This is a genomic window from Diplocloster hominis (assembly GCF_032380655.1).
Classification (GTDB): domain Bacteria; phylum Bacillota; class Clostridia; order Lachnospirales; family Lachnospiraceae; genus Diplocloster; species Diplocloster hominis.
Genome location: NZ_JAWDIY010000031.1, coordinates 42,149 through 58,723 on the forward strand (window position 1 = coordinate 42,149; position 16,575 = coordinate 58,723).

Sequence of the window (16,575 nt, forward strand, 5' to 3'; positions counted from 1 at the left end):
CTGATATTCACAGCCAGATGGGATGGGACTGGCACCTTTCGGCAGTAGAGCCAAATATTCCGGTAACTGCGTAGAGAAAGGGGCCTGTCCCAGGATGCCGGTCTATACGAAGAAAAAACGCCTGTTTCCCCGTATATAGGATTAATCCACGTCAATATCCGGGGACAGGCCCCTTTCTCTACGCAGTTACCGGAATATTTGGCTCTACAGCCGAAAGGTGCCAGTCCCCTCACCATATAATTACGTGAAGACCAGAGGAAGGATCATTAAATAAGTGAATGATAGAAGGAGCAGATAACATGCTGAGAGTGATCGGTTTTGGCCCCGGAGGCTATGAATATATGACGATTGAGGCAAAGGAGGCTATGGAAGCCAGCGATCTGATTGTGGGCTACACGGTCTATGCGGATTTGGTCCGGGAATATTTTCCGGGGAAAGAATATTATACCACACCTATGAAACAGGAAACCGAGCGGTGCCGGTATGCGCTTACGAAAGCCCGTGAGGGCAGGGAGGTGGCGGTGGTATGCAGCGGCGACAGCGGTGTGTATGGGATGGCGAGCCTGCTCTGTGAACTGGCCGGAGAGGAACCGGGGACCACACTTAAGTTTATAGCCGGAGTGACGGCGGCCTGCAGCGGCGGCGCGGTACTGGGAGCCCCATTATCCCACGACTTCGCGGTGATCAGCTTAAGTGATCTGCTGACCCCCATGGAACGGATCAGGCAGCGCATCGCGCTGTGCGCCCAGGCGGATATGGTTTTGTGTATTTACAATCCGTCCAGCCGCAAACGGAAAGATTATCTGAAGGAAGCCTGTGATATTATCCTTCAGTATCAGGCGCCGGATACGGTCTGCGGTTATGTGAAGCAGATCGGCAGGGAAGGAGAAGAGGCTGTGATCTGTACCCTCAGGGAAATGCGGGAAACCCAGGTGGACATGTTTACCACTGTATACATAGGCAGCAGCCAGACGAAGAAAATCGGGAATTGGATGGTGACTCCACGTGGATACCATTATGCATCGGTATAAGGTTATTCTGTTCGGCGGTACGTCGGAGGGCCGGGAGCTGAGCGAATATCTAAGCGCGCAGGGGATTCCGTCCCTGGTCTGTGTGGCCACGTCCTACGGCGAAGAATTGATCCGGGAAGTTCCGGGGATGCTGGATGTCCGTACGGGACGGCTGGGCCTGGAAGAGATGAGCAGGCTTTTTATGCAGGAACAGCCGGAGGTAGTGGTGGATGCCACCCATCCCTATGCCAGCGCTGTTACGCAGAATATCCGCAAAGCCTGTGGGATGGCGGATATATCATACAGAAGGCTGCTTCGTCCCACACAGGCGGGAGACATTGCTAAAAATGCAGCGGATGGGAAGAATGAGGCAGCTATAAAAGAAAGAGCGGATGGAAAACGTGAAGCAGATCGTATAAATAAAGCGGATACAATAAGCGGAGCGGATATTATAAATAAAATAAATCGAATAAGTGAAGTGGGCAGTATAAATAAAACAGATCGTATAAATGAATCAGACAGGATAAGTAAAGCAGACAGAGTGCACGCAGAGCATATAATCCATGCGGCAGACATAGATACAGCCGCAAAGATACTTGCCGATACCGAAGGGAATATCCTGGTGACTACCGGAAGCAAAGAGTTAAAACCGCTGTGCACCATTCCTCATTATGAAGAACGGCTTTTTGTGCGGGTGCTTCCTGTGCCGGATATACTGGAAGCCTGTCATGACCGCGGCATCAAAGGGAGACATCTGATCGCGATGCAGGGTCCTTTTTCCGAAGAGCTCAACTTAGCCCTGATCCGGGAATTCGACATCCGCTGGCTGCTGACGAAAGAATCAGGCAGGCAGGGAGGTTTTCAGGAAAAGATAAACGCAGCCAGAAAAGCGGATATCCGTGTCCTGCTGATCGACAGGCCGGTGCAGGAGAGCGGTTATTCCCTGGAAGAGATGAAAATACAGATAGGAGAATTGGTTGGATGAGGAAAGAGATCGCTTTGGTGGGATGCGGAATGGGCACGCCCGATACCCTGACCGTTGAGGGAAAATGCCGGATCACACAGGCCGAGGTGCTGATCGGGCCTGAGCGGCTGGTCAGACCCTATGCGGACAGCAAAAAAGAGATATGGGTACAGTACCAGGCGGAACAGATCCGGGAGATCATTGATCAGTCCCCCAGGCAGCGGTTTGCCGTCCTCCTGTCCGGCGACACGGGATTCTACAGCAATACACGGAATCTGGAAAAAGCGCTGGAAGGCTATCACACAGCAGTGATACCAGGTATTTCCTCCCTCGCTTATTTTTCCGCGAAGATCGGTATTCCGTGGGAGGATGCCTACATCCTAAGCCTGCATGGCAGAAAGCAAAGTCTGGCTACAGCCGTACGAAAGCACAGCAAGGTCTTTGTACTGACCGGGGAAGATGCGGCAGAACATTTGCAAGGCCTCGCAGAAGCTGGTTTCGGCAGCTGCGGCTTATGGATCGGGGAGAACCTGTCCTACCCGGAAGAGCGGATATCTTCCGGCCGGGTACAGGATTTTCTGGATAAGGAATTTGAGCCGCTGTGCGTTTTCATGATCCTGCCGGAAGATGAGAAGGGGAATAGAATCAGAGAAGGCAAAACCTGTGTGGGCATTCCCGAAGAAGCGTTCATCCGGGGAAACGTGCCGATGACCAAGCCGGAGATCCGGGCGGTGGTCATGAGCAAACTGGCGCTTAAGGAAACCGATATCGTATACGATATCGGGGCCGGAACCGGCTCTGTGTCGGTAGAGATGGCCATGGCTGCGGACCGGGGCAAAGTCTATGCGATTGAGTGTAAGCCGGAAGCAGTGGAACTGATCAAAAAAAACGCAGATCATTTTGGCCTGCGGAATCTGGAGATTGTGGACGGCATGGCTCCGGAGGCATTGGAAGGCCTGCCGGTGCCGGACGCTGCTTTCATCGGGGGCAGCAAAGGCAGACTTTCCATGATACTTGCAAGTCTGTTCCGGCAGAACCCACAGATGCAGGTAGTGATGGATGCCATCGCTTTAGAAACGGTAACGGAGGTTCTTACGATATGCACACAGATGCAGCTACGGATGGATATGGTACAGGTGCAGGTGAACAAAACCCGCGTGGCGGGCAACTATCACATGATGACAGGGCAGAATCCGGTGTTCATTATCACAGTGAGAAAATTCCCGGAACTTTAGAAGGGGAAGAGCGGGTGCCCAGAATACTGATCGCCGGAACCGGAAGCGGAGCCGGCAAAACCTCTATCACCTGCGGGATTCTGAACAGCCTGATCCGGCGGGGGCATTCGGCTGCGGCTTTTAAGTGCGGGCCGGATTATATTGATACCATGTTCCACAGCCGGGTGCTGGGCGTGAGTACGGGTAATCTGGACAGTTTTTTTACGGACCGGGATAAGTTGCTGTATTTAATCTGGAAAAATGGCAGAGAGAAAGAGATCAGTATCGTGGAAGGGGTTATGGGATATTATGACGGGATCGGGTTCACAGATCAGGGCAGCAGCCGTGATATTGCAAAGCTGACCGATACCCCCGTCGTTCTTCTGGTGAATTGCCAGGGGATGGGGTGCTCCGTGCTGGCAGTGCTGAAGGGATTTCTGGAATTCCGGAAACCGTCTATGATCCGGGGAGTTATTTTCAATAGGATGCCGGAAAGTCTGTATCCGGAAGCTAAGAAGCAGGCGGAGGAAATGGGACTTAGCGTATTTGGCTATGTACCCCGGCAGAAACAGGAACTTCTCTTCCAGAGCCGGCATCTGGGACTGGTTACAGCCAGGGAGATAGAGAACTTTAAGGAGATCGTAGACCGGTTTTCGGATCAATTGGAACAGACTGTTGATCTTGACGGTCTGCTGACATTGGCGAAGTCTGCTCCTCCGATCGGCAGTAAGGCGGTATCCGTGCGAAACGGCAGGATAGAATGCGGGGAACGGATCGCAGAGCCACTAAGGATCGCTGTGGCAAAGGATGAAGCTTTCTGCTTCCTGTACAGGGACAATATGGACTATCTGCAGGAGCATGGCTGCGAGATCGTATACTTCAGCCCGCTTAAGGATTCCGGCCCCGGGGAGGATATCGATGGACTGATATTGAGCGGCGGCTATCCGGAGCTCTATGCGGAAAAACTGGCATCCAATGAACCGATGCGCCGCCAGATCAGGAGGCAGATAGAAAATGGCCTGCCCTGTATTGCGGAGTGCGGCGGTTTCCTATATCTGCATGAGGAGCTGGAGGGAGCGGACGGCATATATCATCCCATGGCGGGAGTGCTAAAAGGACGCTGCTATAAGACGGAACATCTGCAGCGGTTCGGGTATCTGGAACTTAAGCCGGAAGCAGACTGCCTGTTGGGGGAAACGGGGGATACCATCAGAGCCCACAGTTTCCATTACTGGGACAGTGAACACAAGGGCAGCGCGTTTCTGGCGGTGAAGCCGGGCAGCGGCAGACAGTGGCAGGAAGGAATCTCTTCAGATACAATGTATGCAGGTTTTCCGCATCTGTATTTCTATGGAAATGAGAAGGCCGCGGATCGTTTTATTGCGAAGGCCAGGGAGTATCATAGAGAAAGAGCGCAGAGGCATGGGGAACCGCGGGGGAGCAAAAGGAGCATACGCTAGAAAGAAGGATTGGAATGGAGAATATACCGGAGTTTACACGGGAGCAGTATACCGCATATCTGGCAGGACAGATGCCCTGCGGAATCGATGAGGCGGCAGCAGGACGGGCGGCAGACCGATGGGACAGTATAGCCAAACCGCTGAAAGGGTTGGGAAGGCTGGAAGAGCTGGTGATACAGATCGCGGGTATTACCGGGGATGAAAATGTGCGGATCGGAAAGCGTGCGGTCATCGTTATGTGCGCGGATAACGGGATTGTGGAAGAGGGGGTTACACAGACGGATTCTGAAGTGACCGCTGTCGTGTCATTAAATATAGCCAAAGGAACCGCAAGCATCAACCGGATGTCGGACAGGGCCGGGATCGATGTGATTCCGGTCGATATAGGGATCGCCCGGGGGATCACGCATCCAAATCTGCGGGCAATGAAAGTTGCGGATGGTACCAGAAACTTTCTGAAAGGTCCGGCCATGTCTGAAGAGGAAGTCTGCCGTGCCGTAGACACCGGGATACGTCTGGTCCGGGAATGCCGGGAGCAGGGATATGAACTGCTGGCAACCGGAGAGATGGGCATCGGAAATACGACAACCAGCAGCGCGCTGATTGCCGCTTATCTGGGACTTTCCGCCAAAGATACCGTGGGAAGAGGCGCAGGCCTCGATGATGAAGGACTTGCCAGAAAACGCGGGGTCATCGCACGGGCTCTGGAAACCTATCCGGTGGACCGTATGAGTCCATTGGAGATCCTTCAGACCCTGGGAGGGCTGGATCTGGCCGGTATGGCCGGTATCTTTATCGGTGGCGCCGTTTACCGGATTCCGGTGATCGTGGATGGATTAATCTCCGCTGCCGCCGCGCTGGCGGCTGTCCGCATCTGCCCGCAGGTGAGGCCGTTCCTGCTGGCTTCCCATCTGAGCCGTGAACCGGCGGCAGAACCGGTGATGAGGGAACTGGGGCTTTCTCCCGTCATAGACGGTCATCTGGCCCTGGGAGAGGGGACCGGAGCGGTGCTGCTGGTGCCGATGCTTGATATGGCGCTGGAAGTCTACCGGGAAAATGACAGTTTTTCCGAAATCGGGATAGAGGCATACCAGGAGTATGAGGACAGCGGGAAAAACGGAAATGAAAACACGAAGGTAACTATTGATATATCCAAAAAAGAATGCATAGGAGATATTAGATGAGATGCCTGGTGACCGGCGGAAGCGCCAGCGGGAAATCGGAATATGCGGAAAACCTGGCCGTAGAGCTCTCAAGAGGCGTATCCCTCTATTACCTGGCAACCATGGAACCCTATGGCGAGGAGGCAGGAAAGAGGATACGACGTCATCGCAGGCTTCGGGAGGCAAAGGGATTTCAGACGATCGAGTGTTACCGGAATATTCATCAGGCGTTTGCACTGCATCCAGACGCAGCAGGGATGGACAGAGCCGTTGCGGATGCCGCGGGCGGCTGCATTTCCCCGACAGTCCTTTTGGAATGCCTTTCGAATCTGCTGGCAAATGAGATGTATGGGGAACAATCGCTTAAGGAAGAGCCAAAGGCGCTGGCAGAACGCATCTTCCGCCAGATAAAGGATCTGGGCCGGCGGTGCCGTCACCTGGTCATCGTCACCAATGAGATATTTTCCGACGGCCATATCTATCCGCCGGAAACGGAGGGGTATATAGAGAGTCTCGGCTTTCTGAATACCATGCTGGGAGCCTGGATGGATCAGGTATATGAGGTCGTCTATTCGATTCCGGTTCTGCTGAAAACCACATCGGCAGTGCCCGCAGGGAAAGGGGAAGAACGATGACAATCCTGAAATCATGTATCATCGCCTTTGGGATGTACAGCAAAATTCCGATGCCGGGTGTTGAGTGGTCTGAAAAAAATATGCGTTACAGTATCTGCTTTTTCCCATTGGTCGGCGTGGTGCTGGGGCTGCTTATATTCGGTTTTTACTCCATCTGCCGTCTGGCCGGTTTCAGCCAGGCGTTCCTGGGAGCCGGGGTTCTGACTTTGTCAGTCCTCGTTACCGGAGGCATTCATCTGGACGGATATATGGATACGATGGACGCGCTGCATTCCTATCAGCCGAAGGAGAGGAAGTTAGAGATTCTGAAAGATTCCCATATCGGCGCGTTTGCGGTGTTAATGCTCATCCCATATGTCCTTTTGACCTATGGGGCTTTGACGGAGCTTAAGGATCAGACGGCCTGGGTTTTGTACGGATGCAGCTTTGTCTGGTCCAGGACACTGAGCGGCCTTTCGGTCGTATGGTTTCGGGGAGCCAGGAAAGAAGGGCTGCTCTACGCATTTTCCTCAACCGCTCATAAAAGGACGGTACGGCTGGTCCTGCTGCTTGTGCTGGCGGTTACGGCGGCTGTGATGGCGGCTGTGCAGCGGGTGCTGGGGATCGGGATGTGCGCGGCCGGCGGTTTGTGTTTTATCTACTACCGCTATAAGGCTTACAAAGAGTTCGGCGGGGTGACCGGTGATCTGGCCGGCTGGTTCCTGGCATGCGCGGAGCTTTGTATGCTGCTGGTTCTGGTGGTGTTGCAGCGTTTCCTATAGAAGAACAGGAGGATGCCGAATGCATTTATATATTGGAGGAAAGGCACAGGGAAAACGGGCCTATGTGGAAATGGCGGAAGGAAGCGGGGCGGATATCATTTCCGATTATCAGGAAGTGATCCGGCGGCAGCTTCAACAGCAGCAGGATCCCATCAGGTGCCTTAAGGATCTGCTGTCAGAAAAACCGGATGTGGTGATCATCTGTGATGAAGTGGGATATGGAGTGGTACCCGTAGAAAAAGAAGAAAGAGAGTTCCGGGAAGCGGTGGGACGGACCATGTGTGAAGCGGCGCAGGCGGCGCAGACGGTGGTTCGGATCGTATGCGGAATCGGACAGAAGATAAAATGAAGATCACAATGATCCGGCATGGGATGACAAAGGGCAATGAAGAAAAGCGGTATATAGGAACCACGGATGAGGATCTGAGCCCATCAGGAGTGCGCGCGCTGCTGGAGGCAAAAGAAGCGGGGCTCTACCCAAAAGCGGACCTGCTGTATCTAAGTCCCATGAAGCGCTGTGTACAGACGGCAGGCCTGCTCTATCCGGGAATGGAATTCTGCCGGGTCAGCTCATGGAAGGAATGCAGCTTCGGCCTGTTCGAAGGAAAGAATTATCTGGAATTAAGCGGGTGCAGAGAGTACCAGGAATGGATAGACAGCGGCGGTACGCTTCCGTTTCCGGAAGGGGAGGACAGGGCGCACTTTAAGGAGAGATGTGTCGGAGGATTTCTTCATGTAATGAACCAGGCAGCAGCCAAATGGAATCATGAGCTGCAGCAGGTGCAGAAGAATTTGGTCATGATCGTACATGGAGGTACCATCATGGCGGTCATGGAAGCTCTGGGGGAACCAAAAGGTGATTATTTCGATTATCAATGCGCCAACGGCGGCGGGTTTGAATGCGTTTTGATTACAAACGGCGATGTTAAGACAGAGGGCCGCGGTGGATTCGATGATGCTGTGCAGACAGAGCGCGGCTGTGGATGGCGGCTTAAGATTGTGAGGAGATTATGATTAGTCTGGTGACGGGATTTATACTGGATCTGCTGTTTGGGGATCCATACTGGATGCCGCATCCGGTACGGGGAATCGGTTGGGTGATTCAAAAGCTGGAACAGCGGCTGCGAAGCGGGGAAGATTCACCGGGGAGTCAGTTGTGGAAAGGGGCGGTCCTGGCGGTATCGGTCTGCCTCTTATCGGTTCTGATTCCGGGAGCGCTGCTGCTCGTGGCTTACAGGATACACCGGTATCTGGGGATAGCTTTGGGAGCTTTTATGTGTTATCAGCTTTTGGCGACGAAATGCCTGAAGGTGGAAAGCATGAAGGTATATCAGGCATTGAAGGCCGGTGATGTTAAGGGAGCCAGAACTGCGGTGTCTATGATCGTGGGAAGAGATACCGCTGTGCTGGATGAGACGGGTATTACGAAGGCGGCGGTGGAAACCGTGGCGGAGAATGCTTCGGACGGCAGTATCGCGCCTCTTCTTTACATGGCGTTAGGAGGCCCTCTGCTGGGCTTTTTCTACAAAGCGGTGAATACGATGGATTCTATGATTGGTTATAAAAATGAAAAATACCTGTATTTTGGCAGAGCAGCGGCCAGAATGGATGATATATTGAATTACCTTCCGTCCAGGATCAGCGGCCTGTGCATGACGGCGGTTTCATTTCTTTTGGGAATGGATGGAAAGAATGCGTGGCGGATCTTAAGACGGGACGGCAGGAAGCATGACAGTCCCAACTCGGCTCAGACTGAGGCTGCCTGCGCCGGGGCGCTTCAGATCCAGCTGGCCGGAGACGCCTGGTACTTCGGGCATAAGAAAGAGAAGCCGACCATCGGTGATCCGATCCGGCCGGTATGCGCGGAGGATATCAGGCTGGCCAACCGACTGCTGTATGGGTCCGCGGTTCTGACCCTTCTGGTGGTGTGCGCAGTCAGAGCGGGTGTTGGCTGTATCCTGAGGTTGGCCTTATGATACTAGCCTTATGATACTAGCCTTATGATACTGGACTGGGAATACTCAGTGCCGGGGAATGTTCAGTTCCAGGAAATGCTTAGTGCCAGGAAATGCTCAGTGCCGGGAAAGGCGCTCCGGCACAGCTAGAATGCTTGTAATTATTAATAATTTCTGAATGATCTGAAGGAGTTTACCAGAATGAGACTAAGGGACCAGGACAGGCATGGGGGCAATATATACAACAGACAGATCCGATATGATTTTTCCAGCAATATCAATCCGCTTGGGATACCGGCATTTGCCCTGAAGAAGCTTCAGGAGGAAGCGGTCTGTTGTGAACGGTATCCGGACCCGGAATACCGGGAACTAAAGGCGGCCATAGCCCGGATGGAGCAGGTACCCCAAGAGTGGGTAATCTGCGGAAACGGCGCGTCGGAATTAATCTACGCCCTTCCAAGGGCATTGGCGAAGCGCAAGGGGAGACCGGTCCGGGCGCTGATTCCCCAGCCTTCCTTCTCCGAATATGAGCGGGCTGTGGACGCTGCCGGCGGGCACACCGTATCCTTCGCGCTAAAAAAAGAGAATGGCTTCCGGATCACGGAAGAAATCCTGGACAAACTGACGCCGGATATGGACCTATTGTATCTGTGCAATCCTGCGAATCCCATCGGCAGCCGGCTGGAAAGGGAGCTGTTGTCTAAGATCCTAAGGCAATGCCGGGAGATGGGAACCGTCGTGATGCTGGATGAATGTTTTCTTCCATTTTGTGAGGATTATGAGACTGCCAGCGGGAAACGGGAATTAAAAGAAAATCCGCTGCTGTTCGTGCTGAACGCCTTTACGAAGATCTATGCAATGCCGGGAATCCGCCTGGGCTATGGCATGTGCAGCGATGAAGCGCTGCTGTATGGATTGCGGGAACAGATCCCCGAATGGAGTGTGTCCCAGGCTGCCCAGACGGCCGGTACCAGCATAGCCGGACACAGGGTGCGGGATCTCCGGTGGGATTATTTGAAGAGAACCAGGGAACTGATCAGAAAGGAACGGGAAGAGATGGCCCGGCGGCTTCGTGAACTGGGAATGGAAGTGTTTGCCCCGGCCGCGGATTTCATCTGTTTTCACAGCGGCATCCCCTTGTTTGAAGAATTGGAGAAGGCCGGGATACTGATCCGTTCCTGCGCGAATTACCGGGGGCTTACCTCCGGTTACTACCGGGCGGCAGTGAAGAAGCCGGAAGAAAACAGGATATTGATCCGGGAGATTCAGCGTATCGTAAGCGCCCCGGGGAAAGAAAAGACAGTCCGGGAACAGGCAGGTGAGTGTTGTGGCTAAAAACATAATGATACAGGGGACCATGTCCAATGCGGGAAAAAGCCTCCTGACAGCCGGATTGCTCCGGGTATTTGCCCAGGATGGCTTCCGGGTGGCGCCGTTCAAATCCCAGAACATGGCGTTAAACTCCTACATAACGGCGGAGGGCCTGGAGATGGGGCGGGCGCAGGTCGTACAGGCGGAGGCAGCCGGTATCGAACCTTCGGTACAGATGAACCCGATCCTGTTAAAACCGGTCAGTGACGTGGGCAGCCAGGTGATCGTATGCGGTGAGGTTCAGGGAAATATGCCCGCGGCTGAGTATTTCCGCTATAAACAGAAGCTGGTACCGGTGATCCTGGAAGCCTACCGGGAACTGGAAAAAGACCGGGACATTCTCGTGATCGAAGGCGCGGGCAGCCCGGCGGAGATTAATCTGAAGGCACATGATATCGTCAACATGGGACTGGCGGAGATGGTGGACGCGCCGGTTTTGCTGGCCGGGGATATCGACCGGGGCGGTGTCTTTGCCCAGCTGTACGGTACGGTGGAGCTGCTGGAACCGCATGAGCGGGAACGGGTAAAGGGACTGATTATCAACAAGTTCCGGGGGGACCGGGGGATATTGGAACCGGGAATCGCCATGCTGGAGGATAAGTGCCGGCTGCCGGTCGTGGGCGTGATGCCGTGGATCAGCGTGGATATCGAGGACGAGGACAGCCTGACGGAGCGGTTCCACAGGAAGGGCATGGCAGGGGAGGTAAGAGCTGCGGTAATCCGGTTTCCGCATATTTCCAACTTTACGGATTTTAACCCGCTGGAAACCGTGGAAGGGCTGGAGGTTGCGTATGTATCCTCTGTGAACGAACTGGGAGATCCGGATCTGATCCTGCTGCCGGGAACGAAAAATACCATGGGGGACCTCAAATGGCTGCGGCAGAACGGACTGGAAGCAGCGGTCCTCAAGTGTGCGGCGAAAGGGGTTCCGGTATTCGGAATCTGCGGCGGCTACCAGATGATGGGGGAGAGGCTTTGTGATCCCTGTAATGTGGAGCATGGCGGACAGATGCAGGGTATGGGGCTTTTGCCGGTACAGACGGTATTTGAAGAGCAGAAGGTCAGAACCAGAGTCCACGGCACCGTGTCAGGCCTCACGGGCTTTTACCAGGGGCTGTCGGGCAGCTCTTTTACCGGATATGAGATCCACATGGGGACGTCGCAGATCATGGACGCCCCGGCATTCGGGACCAGGGGCTCTGATGCCCGACAATACGGCAGGGAGCCAGAACAGGTATCCGGTTTTTCCAAGATTATGGTAAAAGAAAATACAGTGAAAGGAAATACGGCAAAAGAAAATACGGTGAAAGAAAATACCGGGAAGGCGGATGGATGTGTCTGCCGAAATGCTGCCGGCACCTATGTGCACGGGATATTTGAAAACAATGAATTTACAAACCGTTTTCTGCGCCTGGTCTATCAGCGGAAAGGATTATCCTTTGATGACGGCAGGCGTATGGATATGGCGGAATATAAGCGCAGGCAGTATGATCTGCTGGCGGATGCGGTGCGGGAAAATCTGGATATAAAAGAGATTTACCGCGTGATCGGAATATAAGGGCAGGAAGAAGGAGGCGGTTTCTTTTGCGTTTTGATACGATGGACCCTCAGAAAATAGAACAGAGAAGTTTCGAGATAATCGAGCAGGAGCTTGGACGGGAGCTGGACCCGGTACAAAAACCGGTGATCAAACGGGTCATCCATACGACGGCGGATTTTTCCTACGCGGATACCCTGTGTTTTTCCGAACAGGCGGTGGAAAAAGCGCTGGCAGCGATCCGAAGCGGCGTGTCGATCGTGACGGACACGAATATGGGAAAGGCGGGGATCAGCAAACAGACCCTGGCCGGATTCGGCGGCCAGGTCCGCTGCTTCATGGCCGATGAGGATGTGGCCGTGGAAGCGAAGCGAAGAGGGGTTACCCGGGCAGCCGTCAGCATGGAAAAAGCGGCCTCTTTGGGGGAAGATTTTATCTTTGCCATCGGCAATGCGCCTACGGCACTGATCCGCCTGCGTGAGCTGATCGACGAAGGCCGTGTTCATCCCCGCCTGGTGATCGGAGTCCCGGTTGGCTTTGTAAATGTGGCGGAGGCCAAGGAGTATCTGATGGAGGCGGATGTTCCCTATATCGTCGCCAGAGGAAGAAAAGGCGGCAGCAATGTGGCGGCTGCGATCTGCAACGCCCTGCTGTATCTGTGTGTATGAGCAGGCACCCTCACAAACATCAGGGGGCGGAATCGATCGATTCCTATGCCTTCACATCCGGGATGAGAAACGTTAACGCCTCCTTTAAAGTACTGTTTTCCGTGACACTTTTGGTTTTATGCCTCGTTTTGGACCACATATGGGTATCTGCGGCGGTGATGGTCAGCATGGCCCTGCTGACCATCTGCGTGGGAGGCTTAAGCATCCGCAGGTATCTGTCCCTGATGAGCATCCCCATCGCGTTTATTGTGATGGGAAGCATCGCCATCGCCGCGGGTGTCTCCGCCAGGCCGTTTGGCGAGTTTCGTCTGGATCTGCATCTGTTTTATTTATATACCGACAGGCCGGATATCCTGCGGGCGGTGCGGCTGGGCTTAAAGGCTCTGGGAGCGGTCAGCGCCATGTATATGCTGACTCTTTCCACACCTGCCAGTGAGATTATATCGGTCCTGGGACGGGCCCGCCTGCCGAAACTGCTGATTGAACTGATGCATATGATTTACCGCTTTATATTTATTCTGATGGATGTGCAGAGTAAAATGAGTACGGCGGCCAGAGCAAGGCTCGGGTATGTGGATTTCAGGAGGAGCTGCTATACCTTTGGAAATATAGCCGGGAATCTGTTGATCCTGTCCTTTCGGAAAGCGGGGATTTACTATGACGCACTGGAATCCCGGGGATATGATGGGGAACTTAAGTTTTTGGAAGAAGAGAAAAAAGTAAAATCCTGGCAGGTTACGGCGGCTGCCGGGTATATACTGGCGCTGATCATCCTGGCTGTAACTGTGTGAGGAAAAACGCAGGCATGGAGGAACGGTTGAACAAAAAGAAGTTCCCCCATACTTAAATTTATGGCGCAGTAAATGCGCCGCTGGAGGAACGGTTGAACCAAAAGAGGTTCCCCCATACCTGAATTCATGGCGCAGTAAATGCGCTGCTGGAGGAAAATATGGAATTACGGCAACGCGGGAAAGAGGATTCCGTCATACTGGAAATCAGGGATCTCACCTATCAATATGAAACCGGAACACAGGCCCTTGACGGTGTCAGTTTAAGGATACGCAGGGGAGAACGTATTGCGGTGCTTGGAGCCAATGGGGCAGGTAAATCCACGTTATTTCTCAATATGAACGGGGTGCTGTCACCGGATCATGGGGAGCTCTATTTTCACGGCGAAAAAGTGAATAAGAAAAATGTAAAAGAGCTGCGCAGACAGGTCGGGATCGTTTTCCAGGATGCGGATAACCAGATCATCGCATCTACGGTATTGGCCGAGGTGTCTTTTGGCCCCATGAATCTGAAACTGGCTAAGCCGGAGGTGGCCGCGCGGGTGGATGAGGCACTGGATTATATGGAGCTTGAGGAATTCCGGGACAGACCGCCCCATTATCTGAGCGGAGGGGAAAAGAAACGGGTCAGTATCGCGGACATCATTGCGATGAAGCCGGAAGTGATTATCTTCGATGAACCCACCGCTTCTCTGGACCCGGTCAACGCCGGTATGCTGGAGGATGTACTGGAAAAGCTCGGATCCGAAAATAAAACGATCATTATATCCACACACGATGTGGATTTTGCCTACCGCTGGGCACAGAGGATTCTGGTGTTCTGTGAAGGGAAAGTGATCGGGGATGGGACGGCACTGGACGTGTTCTCCGACACAGAGATGCTGAAAAGGGCGCATCTGAAGAGGCCGGTCCTGATGGATATCTATGAGATGCTGGTAGAAAAGCGTCTGCTGCCGGATCAGGGAAACTATCCCAGGGATACGGAAATGTTCAGGGTATTATTAGAGGAAATATAAATTACTCTCCCCCGGTCAAATCAACTGGAAGAAGTCTTGCCTTTTGAGACAAAGAATGATTTTGAGTCAAAGAATGATTGTGAGACAAAGATGACCGAAAGGGATTTGAAAAAGGCAATACGCGGTAAGTGATAAGTCCGCTTTTGCATATAGACAGACGCACAGTACAGACTGCGCGCCGCCCGGTCTTCGGGTGCATTTCAAAGGAAGAGGTGCCTGCATTTCTCCGCAGGATAATAGGGAAAAGGGTGAAAAGCCCTTACGGTCCCGCCGCTGTAAGAGAGGAGTTTCGTCCGGCCCCGTATTTTCTCACGGATACGGGTATCACTGGGAAACCGGGAAGAGAGAGGACGCAAATGTGGATACTCAAGTCAGAAGACCTGCCCTTCCGATTCTGTCCAGGCCATATGGCCCGCGGCAAAACTGCAGATCGGTCACGGAAGATGGCCGTATGCAGAGCTGGTCCGTATCAGAATGACGGACTGCCTATGATTCCGCTTCATGTCCGGGAAACATGCATGTGGGATCAAGGAAGAAAGGAGAAGAGAAATGTCAAAAAAACAAAAAAGAGTAGTAAAGTTAGTAACGGTGTTTGCGGCCATATTCGCCGTGGTGCCGGCTGTCAATGCAATGCATATCATGGAGGGCTATCTCCCGGCCGGCTACTGTATCGCATGGGGAGTGATCTGCCTGCCGTTTCTGTCTGCCGGGTTCTTCTCACTGAAGAAGATTTTGAAGGAAAACCGGAGGGCTATGACCATACTGGCCATGTCCGGGGCATTCATTTTCGTCATTTCTTCGCTGAAGATCCCGTCCGTAACGGGGAGCTGTTCCCATATGACCGGTACCGGATTGGGTGCGATCCTATTCGGCCCCAGTGTGGTGGGCATTTTAGGTATCATTGTCCTGCTGTTCCAGGCGCTTCTACTGGCCCATGGCGGGCTGACCACGCTGGGAGCCAATACCTTTTCCATGGCCATCGCCGGCCCGTTTCTAGCTTACGGAATATACAGACTATGTATAAAATGTAAGGTGAACCGCCGGGTAAGTATCTTCCTGGCCGCCTTTTTAGGTGACATCTTTACCTACTGTGTAACCAGCTTTCAACTGGCCCTGGCGCATCCGGCAGAAAATGGCGGTGTCGCCGTATCCGCGGCAAAGTTTCTGGGAGTATTCGCTCCGACCCAGCTGCCATTGGCCATTCTGGAAGGAATCCTGACGCTGGTCATCATGATCGCGCTGGAGACCTATGCCAAAGCCGAGCTGAAATCCGTCGGATTTTATAAGGAGGTAAAATAGATGAGTAAAGATACAAAACTTGTACTGGTCCTGCTGGTAATAGCAGTCCTTCTGGCGGGAGTTCCATTATTCGCATTAAAGGGCGCTGAATTCGGGGGCTCTGACGATGCGGGAAGCCAAATGATTGCCGAGGTTCACACAGATTACCAGCCTTGGTTCGAGCCGGTGCTCGAGACGATCATCGGCGGAGAGCTTCCCGGAGAAGTGGAGAGCCTGTTCTTCTGTCTCCAGACCGGAATTGGGGTAGGCATCATCGCCTTTCTTATGGGGCGTTTTGTTGAGCGGAAGAAACAGGAAGACCGTAGGGGTGGCGGGGAGTAGAAGATTTTTTGTGACTTAGGGCCGGTCCGGGAAGAACCCTGGGAGGGCTTCTCCCGCCTCCCAGGGTTCTTCCCTGTTTTGGAGAAAGCGAAGAAGTTTAGTCCTTTTAGAATCTTAGTTTTTAACGAGATACCGTTATCTGTCAGAACCTGCAAGATGGCTTTTTATAAAGCAGGGAAGAGAGGGAAGCGGCGGGGGCTTCGGAACCGGGGGGCTCCTCTCGTGAGGCCAAATCACTTGAGACCGGGCCTTAGAACGGCTTACGCAGAAGGAGGGAGAACCTCGCAGGGCCGGGACGGTTCTTTCTGAGAGTTGGGTATAGCCTGGTAACCGGAATGCCCGCATACTTATACATTAAGCCGGTTGCGGGCATTCCGGCTACCAGGCTATACCCAACTCTCAGAAAGAACCCC

17 protein-coding genes and 1 riboswitch are annotated in these 16,575 nt (G+C 53.4%); all 17 genes read left to right on the top strand.

The window, feature by feature from the left end; genetic code table 11:
• Nucleotides 1–299: 299 nt before the first annotated feature.
• The 17 genes from cobJ (at nucleotide 300) to ABC831_RS21245 (ending at nucleotide 16,162) form a co-directional block, all read left to right on the top strand.
• The gene (gene cobJ / locus ABC831_RS21165; RefSeq protein ID WP_343250060.1) at nucleotides 300–1,031 is read left to right on the top strand and encodes a precorrin-3B C(17)-methyltransferase; all 732 of its coding nucleotides are present in this window, start codon (nucleotides 300–302) and stop codon (nucleotides 1,029–1,031) included.
• The gene (locus ABC831_RS21170; protein WP_343250061.1) at nucleotides 1,018–1,995 is read left to right on the top strand and encodes a precorrin-6A/cobalt-precorrin-6A reductase; all 978 of its coding nucleotides are present in this window, start codon (nucleotides 1,018–1,020) and stop codon (nucleotides 1,993–1,995) included. Before cobJ ends, ABC831_RS21170 begins: the two co-directional genes overlap by 14 nt.
• Nucleotides 1,992–3,209 (top strand): precorrin-6y C5,15-methyltransferase (decarboxylating) subunit CbiE, encoded by a 1,218-nt coding sequence (gene cbiE / locus ABC831_RS21175; protein WP_343250062.1) that lies wholly within the window; start codon nucleotides 1,992–1,994, stop codon nucleotides 3,207–3,209. The genes ABC831_RS21170 and cbiE overlap by 4 nt, the downstream gene beginning before the upstream one ends.
• A gap of 14 nt (nucleotides 3,210–3,223) precedes the next feature.
• Nucleotides 3,224–4,648: a cobyrinic acid a,c-diamide synthase CobB gene (locus ABC831_RS21180; RefSeq protein WP_343250063.1), complete on the top strand. Its 1,425-nt coding sequence runs from the start codon at nucleotides 3,224–3,226 to the stop codon at nucleotides 4,646–4,648.
• Nucleotides 4,649–4,662: 14 nt separating this feature from the next.
• Complete coding sequence (gene cobT, locus ABC831_RS21185) at nucleotides 4,663–5,832, top strand: nicotinate-nucleotide--dimethylbenzimidazole phosphoribosyltransferase (protein ID WP_343250064.1); 1,170 nt, start codon at nucleotides 4,663–4,665, stop codon at nucleotides 5,830–5,832.
• A complete protein-coding gene (locus tag ABC831_RS21190; protein WP_343250065.1) occupies nucleotides 5,829–6,446 on the top strand; it encodes a bifunctional adenosylcobinamide kinase/adenosylcobinamide-phosphate guanylyltransferase in 618 nt (205 codons plus the stop codon). The genes cobT and ABC831_RS21190 overlap by 4 nt, the downstream gene beginning before the upstream one ends.
• Nucleotides 6,443–7,207, top strand: coding sequence for an adenosylcobinamide-GDP ribazoletransferase (locus ABC831_RS21195; RefSeq protein ID WP_343250066.1), 765 nt, complete (start codon nucleotides 6,443–6,445; stop codon nucleotides 7,205–7,207). Before ABC831_RS21190 ends, ABC831_RS21195 begins: the two co-directional genes overlap by 4 nt.
• 19 nt (nucleotides 7,208–7,226) lie before the next feature.
• Nucleotides 7,227–7,556, top strand: coding sequence for a bifunctional adenosylcobinamide kinase/adenosylcobinamide-phosphate guanylyltransferase (locus tag ABC831_RS21200; RefSeq protein ID WP_343250067.1), 330 nt, complete (start codon nucleotides 7,227–7,229; stop codon nucleotides 7,554–7,556).
• Nucleotides 7,553–8,221 (top strand): histidine phosphatase family protein, encoded by a 669-nt coding sequence (locus ABC831_RS21205; RefSeq protein ID WP_343250068.1) that lies wholly within the window; start codon nucleotides 7,553–7,555, stop codon nucleotides 8,219–8,221. The genes ABC831_RS21200 and ABC831_RS21205 overlap by 4 nt, the downstream gene beginning before the upstream one ends.
• On the top strand, nucleotides 8,218–9,183 hold the full coding sequence (cbiB, locus tag ABC831_RS21210) for an adenosylcobinamide-phosphate synthase CbiB (RefSeq protein ID WP_343250069.1): 966 nt from the start codon (nucleotides 8,218–8,220) through the stop codon (nucleotides 9,181–9,183). The genes ABC831_RS21205 and cbiB overlap by 4 nt, the downstream gene beginning before the upstream one ends.
• 180 nt (nucleotides 9,184–9,363) lie before the next feature.
• Nucleotides 9,364–10,497, top strand: a complete 1,134-nt coding sequence (locus ABC831_RS21215; protein ID WP_343250070.1) for a pyridoxal phosphate-dependent aminotransferase — start codon at nucleotides 9,364–9,366, stop codon at nucleotides 10,495–10,497.
• A complete protein-coding gene (locus tag ABC831_RS21220) occupies nucleotides 10,490–12,091 on the top strand; it encodes a cobyric acid synthase (protein WP_343250071.1) in 1,602 nt (533 codons plus the stop codon). Before ABC831_RS21215 ends, ABC831_RS21220 begins: the two co-directional genes overlap by 8 nt.
• A gap of 41 nt (nucleotides 12,092–12,132) precedes the next feature.
• Nucleotides 12,133–12,738 carry a precorrin-8X methylmutase gene (locus ABC831_RS21225; RefSeq protein ID WP_343250076.1) on the top strand — a complete coding sequence of 202 codons (606 nt, stop codon included), beginning with the start codon at nucleotides 12,133–12,135 and terminating at the stop codon, nucleotides 12,736–12,738.
• Between the two features lie 62 nt (nucleotides 12,739–12,800).
• On the top strand, nucleotides 12,801–13,529 hold the full coding sequence (gene cbiQ / locus ABC831_RS21230; protein WP_343250072.1) for a cobalt ECF transporter T component CbiQ: 729 nt from the start codon (nucleotides 12,801–12,803) through the stop codon (nucleotides 13,527–13,529).
• A 158-nt stretch (nucleotides 13,530–13,687) separates the two neighbouring features.
• Nucleotides 13,688–14,542 (top strand): energy-coupling factor ABC transporter ATP-binding protein, encoded by an 855-nt coding sequence (locus tag ABC831_RS21235; protein WP_343250073.1) that lies wholly within the window; start codon nucleotides 13,688–13,690, stop codon nucleotides 14,540–14,542.
• A 193-nt stretch (nucleotides 14,543–14,735) separates the two neighbouring features.
• Nucleotides 14,736–14,944: riboswitch (cobalamin riboswitch) on the top strand.
• Nucleotides 14,945–15,091: 147 nt separating this feature from the next.
• Nucleotides 15,092–15,841, top strand: coding sequence for an energy-coupling factor ABC transporter permease (locus ABC831_RS21240; protein ID WP_343250074.1), 750 nt, complete (start codon nucleotides 15,092–15,094; stop codon nucleotides 15,839–15,841).
• Nucleotides 15,842–16,162: an energy-coupling factor ABC transporter substrate-binding protein gene (locus tag ABC831_RS21245; protein ID WP_343250075.1), complete on the top strand. Its 321-nt coding sequence runs from the start codon at nucleotides 15,842–15,844 to the stop codon at nucleotides 16,160–16,162.
• Nucleotides 16,163–16,575 lie beyond the last annotated feature (413 nt).

What these genes read in the sequence shown, in the direction of transcription:
- ABC831_RS21245 (WP_343250075.1), top strand. Translation starts at nt 15,842, where the DNA reads ATGAGTAAAGATACAAAACTTGTACTGGTCCTGCTGGTAATAGCAGTC.
- ABC831_RS21190 (WP_343250065.1), top strand. Translation starts at nt 5,829, where the DNA reads ATGAGATGCCTGGTGACCGGCGGAAGCGCCAGCGGGAAATCGGAATAT.
- ABC831_RS21200 (WP_343250067.1), top strand. Translation starts at nt 7,227, where the DNA reads ATGCATTTATATATTGGAGGAAAGGCACAGGGAAAACGGGCCTATGTG.
- ABC831_RS21235 (WP_343250073.1), top strand. Translation starts at nt 13,688, where the DNA reads ATGGAATTACGGCAACGCGGGAAAGAGGATTCCGTCATACTGGAAATC.
- ABC831_RS21205 (WP_343250068.1), top strand. Translation starts at nt 7,553, where the DNA reads ATGAAGATCACAATGATCCGGCATGGGATGACAAAGGGCAATGAAGAA.
- cbiE (WP_343250062.1), top strand. Translation starts at nt 1,992, where the DNA reads ATGAGGAAAGAGATCGCTTTGGTGGGATGCGGAATGGGCACGCCCGAT.
- ABC831_RS21170 (WP_343250061.1), top strand. Translation starts at nt 1,018, where the DNA reads ATGCATCGGTATAAGGTTATTCTGTTCGGCGGTACGTCGGAGGGCCGG.
- ABC831_RS21215 (WP_343250070.1), top strand. Translation starts at nt 9,364, where the DNA reads ATGAGACTAAGGGACCAGGACAGGCATGGGGGCAATATATACAACAGA.
- cbiB (WP_343250069.1), top strand. Translation starts at nt 8,218, where the DNA reads ATGATTAGTCTGGTGACGGGATTTATACTGGATCTGCTGTTTGGGGAT.
- cobJ (WP_343250060.1), top strand. Translation starts at nt 300, where the DNA reads ATGCTGAGAGTGATCGGTTTTGGCCCCGGAGGCTATGAATATATGACG.
- ABC831_RS21225 (WP_343250076.1), top strand. Translation starts at nt 12,133, where the DNA reads ATGGACCCTCAGAAAATAGAACAGAGAAGTTTCGAGATAATCGAGCAG.
- cobT (WP_343250064.1), top strand. Translation starts at nt 4,663, where the DNA reads ATGGAGAATATACCGGAGTTTACACGGGAGCAGTATACCGCATATCTG.
- ABC831_RS21195 (WP_343250066.1), top strand. Translation starts at nt 6,443, where the DNA reads ATGACAATCCTGAAATCATGTATCATCGCCTTTGGGATGTACAGCAAA.
- cbiQ (WP_343250072.1), top strand. Translation starts at nt 12,801, where the DNA reads ATGAGAAACGTTAACGCCTCCTTTAAAGTACTGTTTTCCGTGACACTT.
- ABC831_RS21240 (WP_343250074.1), top strand. Translation starts at nt 15,092, where the DNA reads ATGTCAAAAAAACAAAAAAGAGTAGTAAAGTTAGTAACGGTGTTTGCG.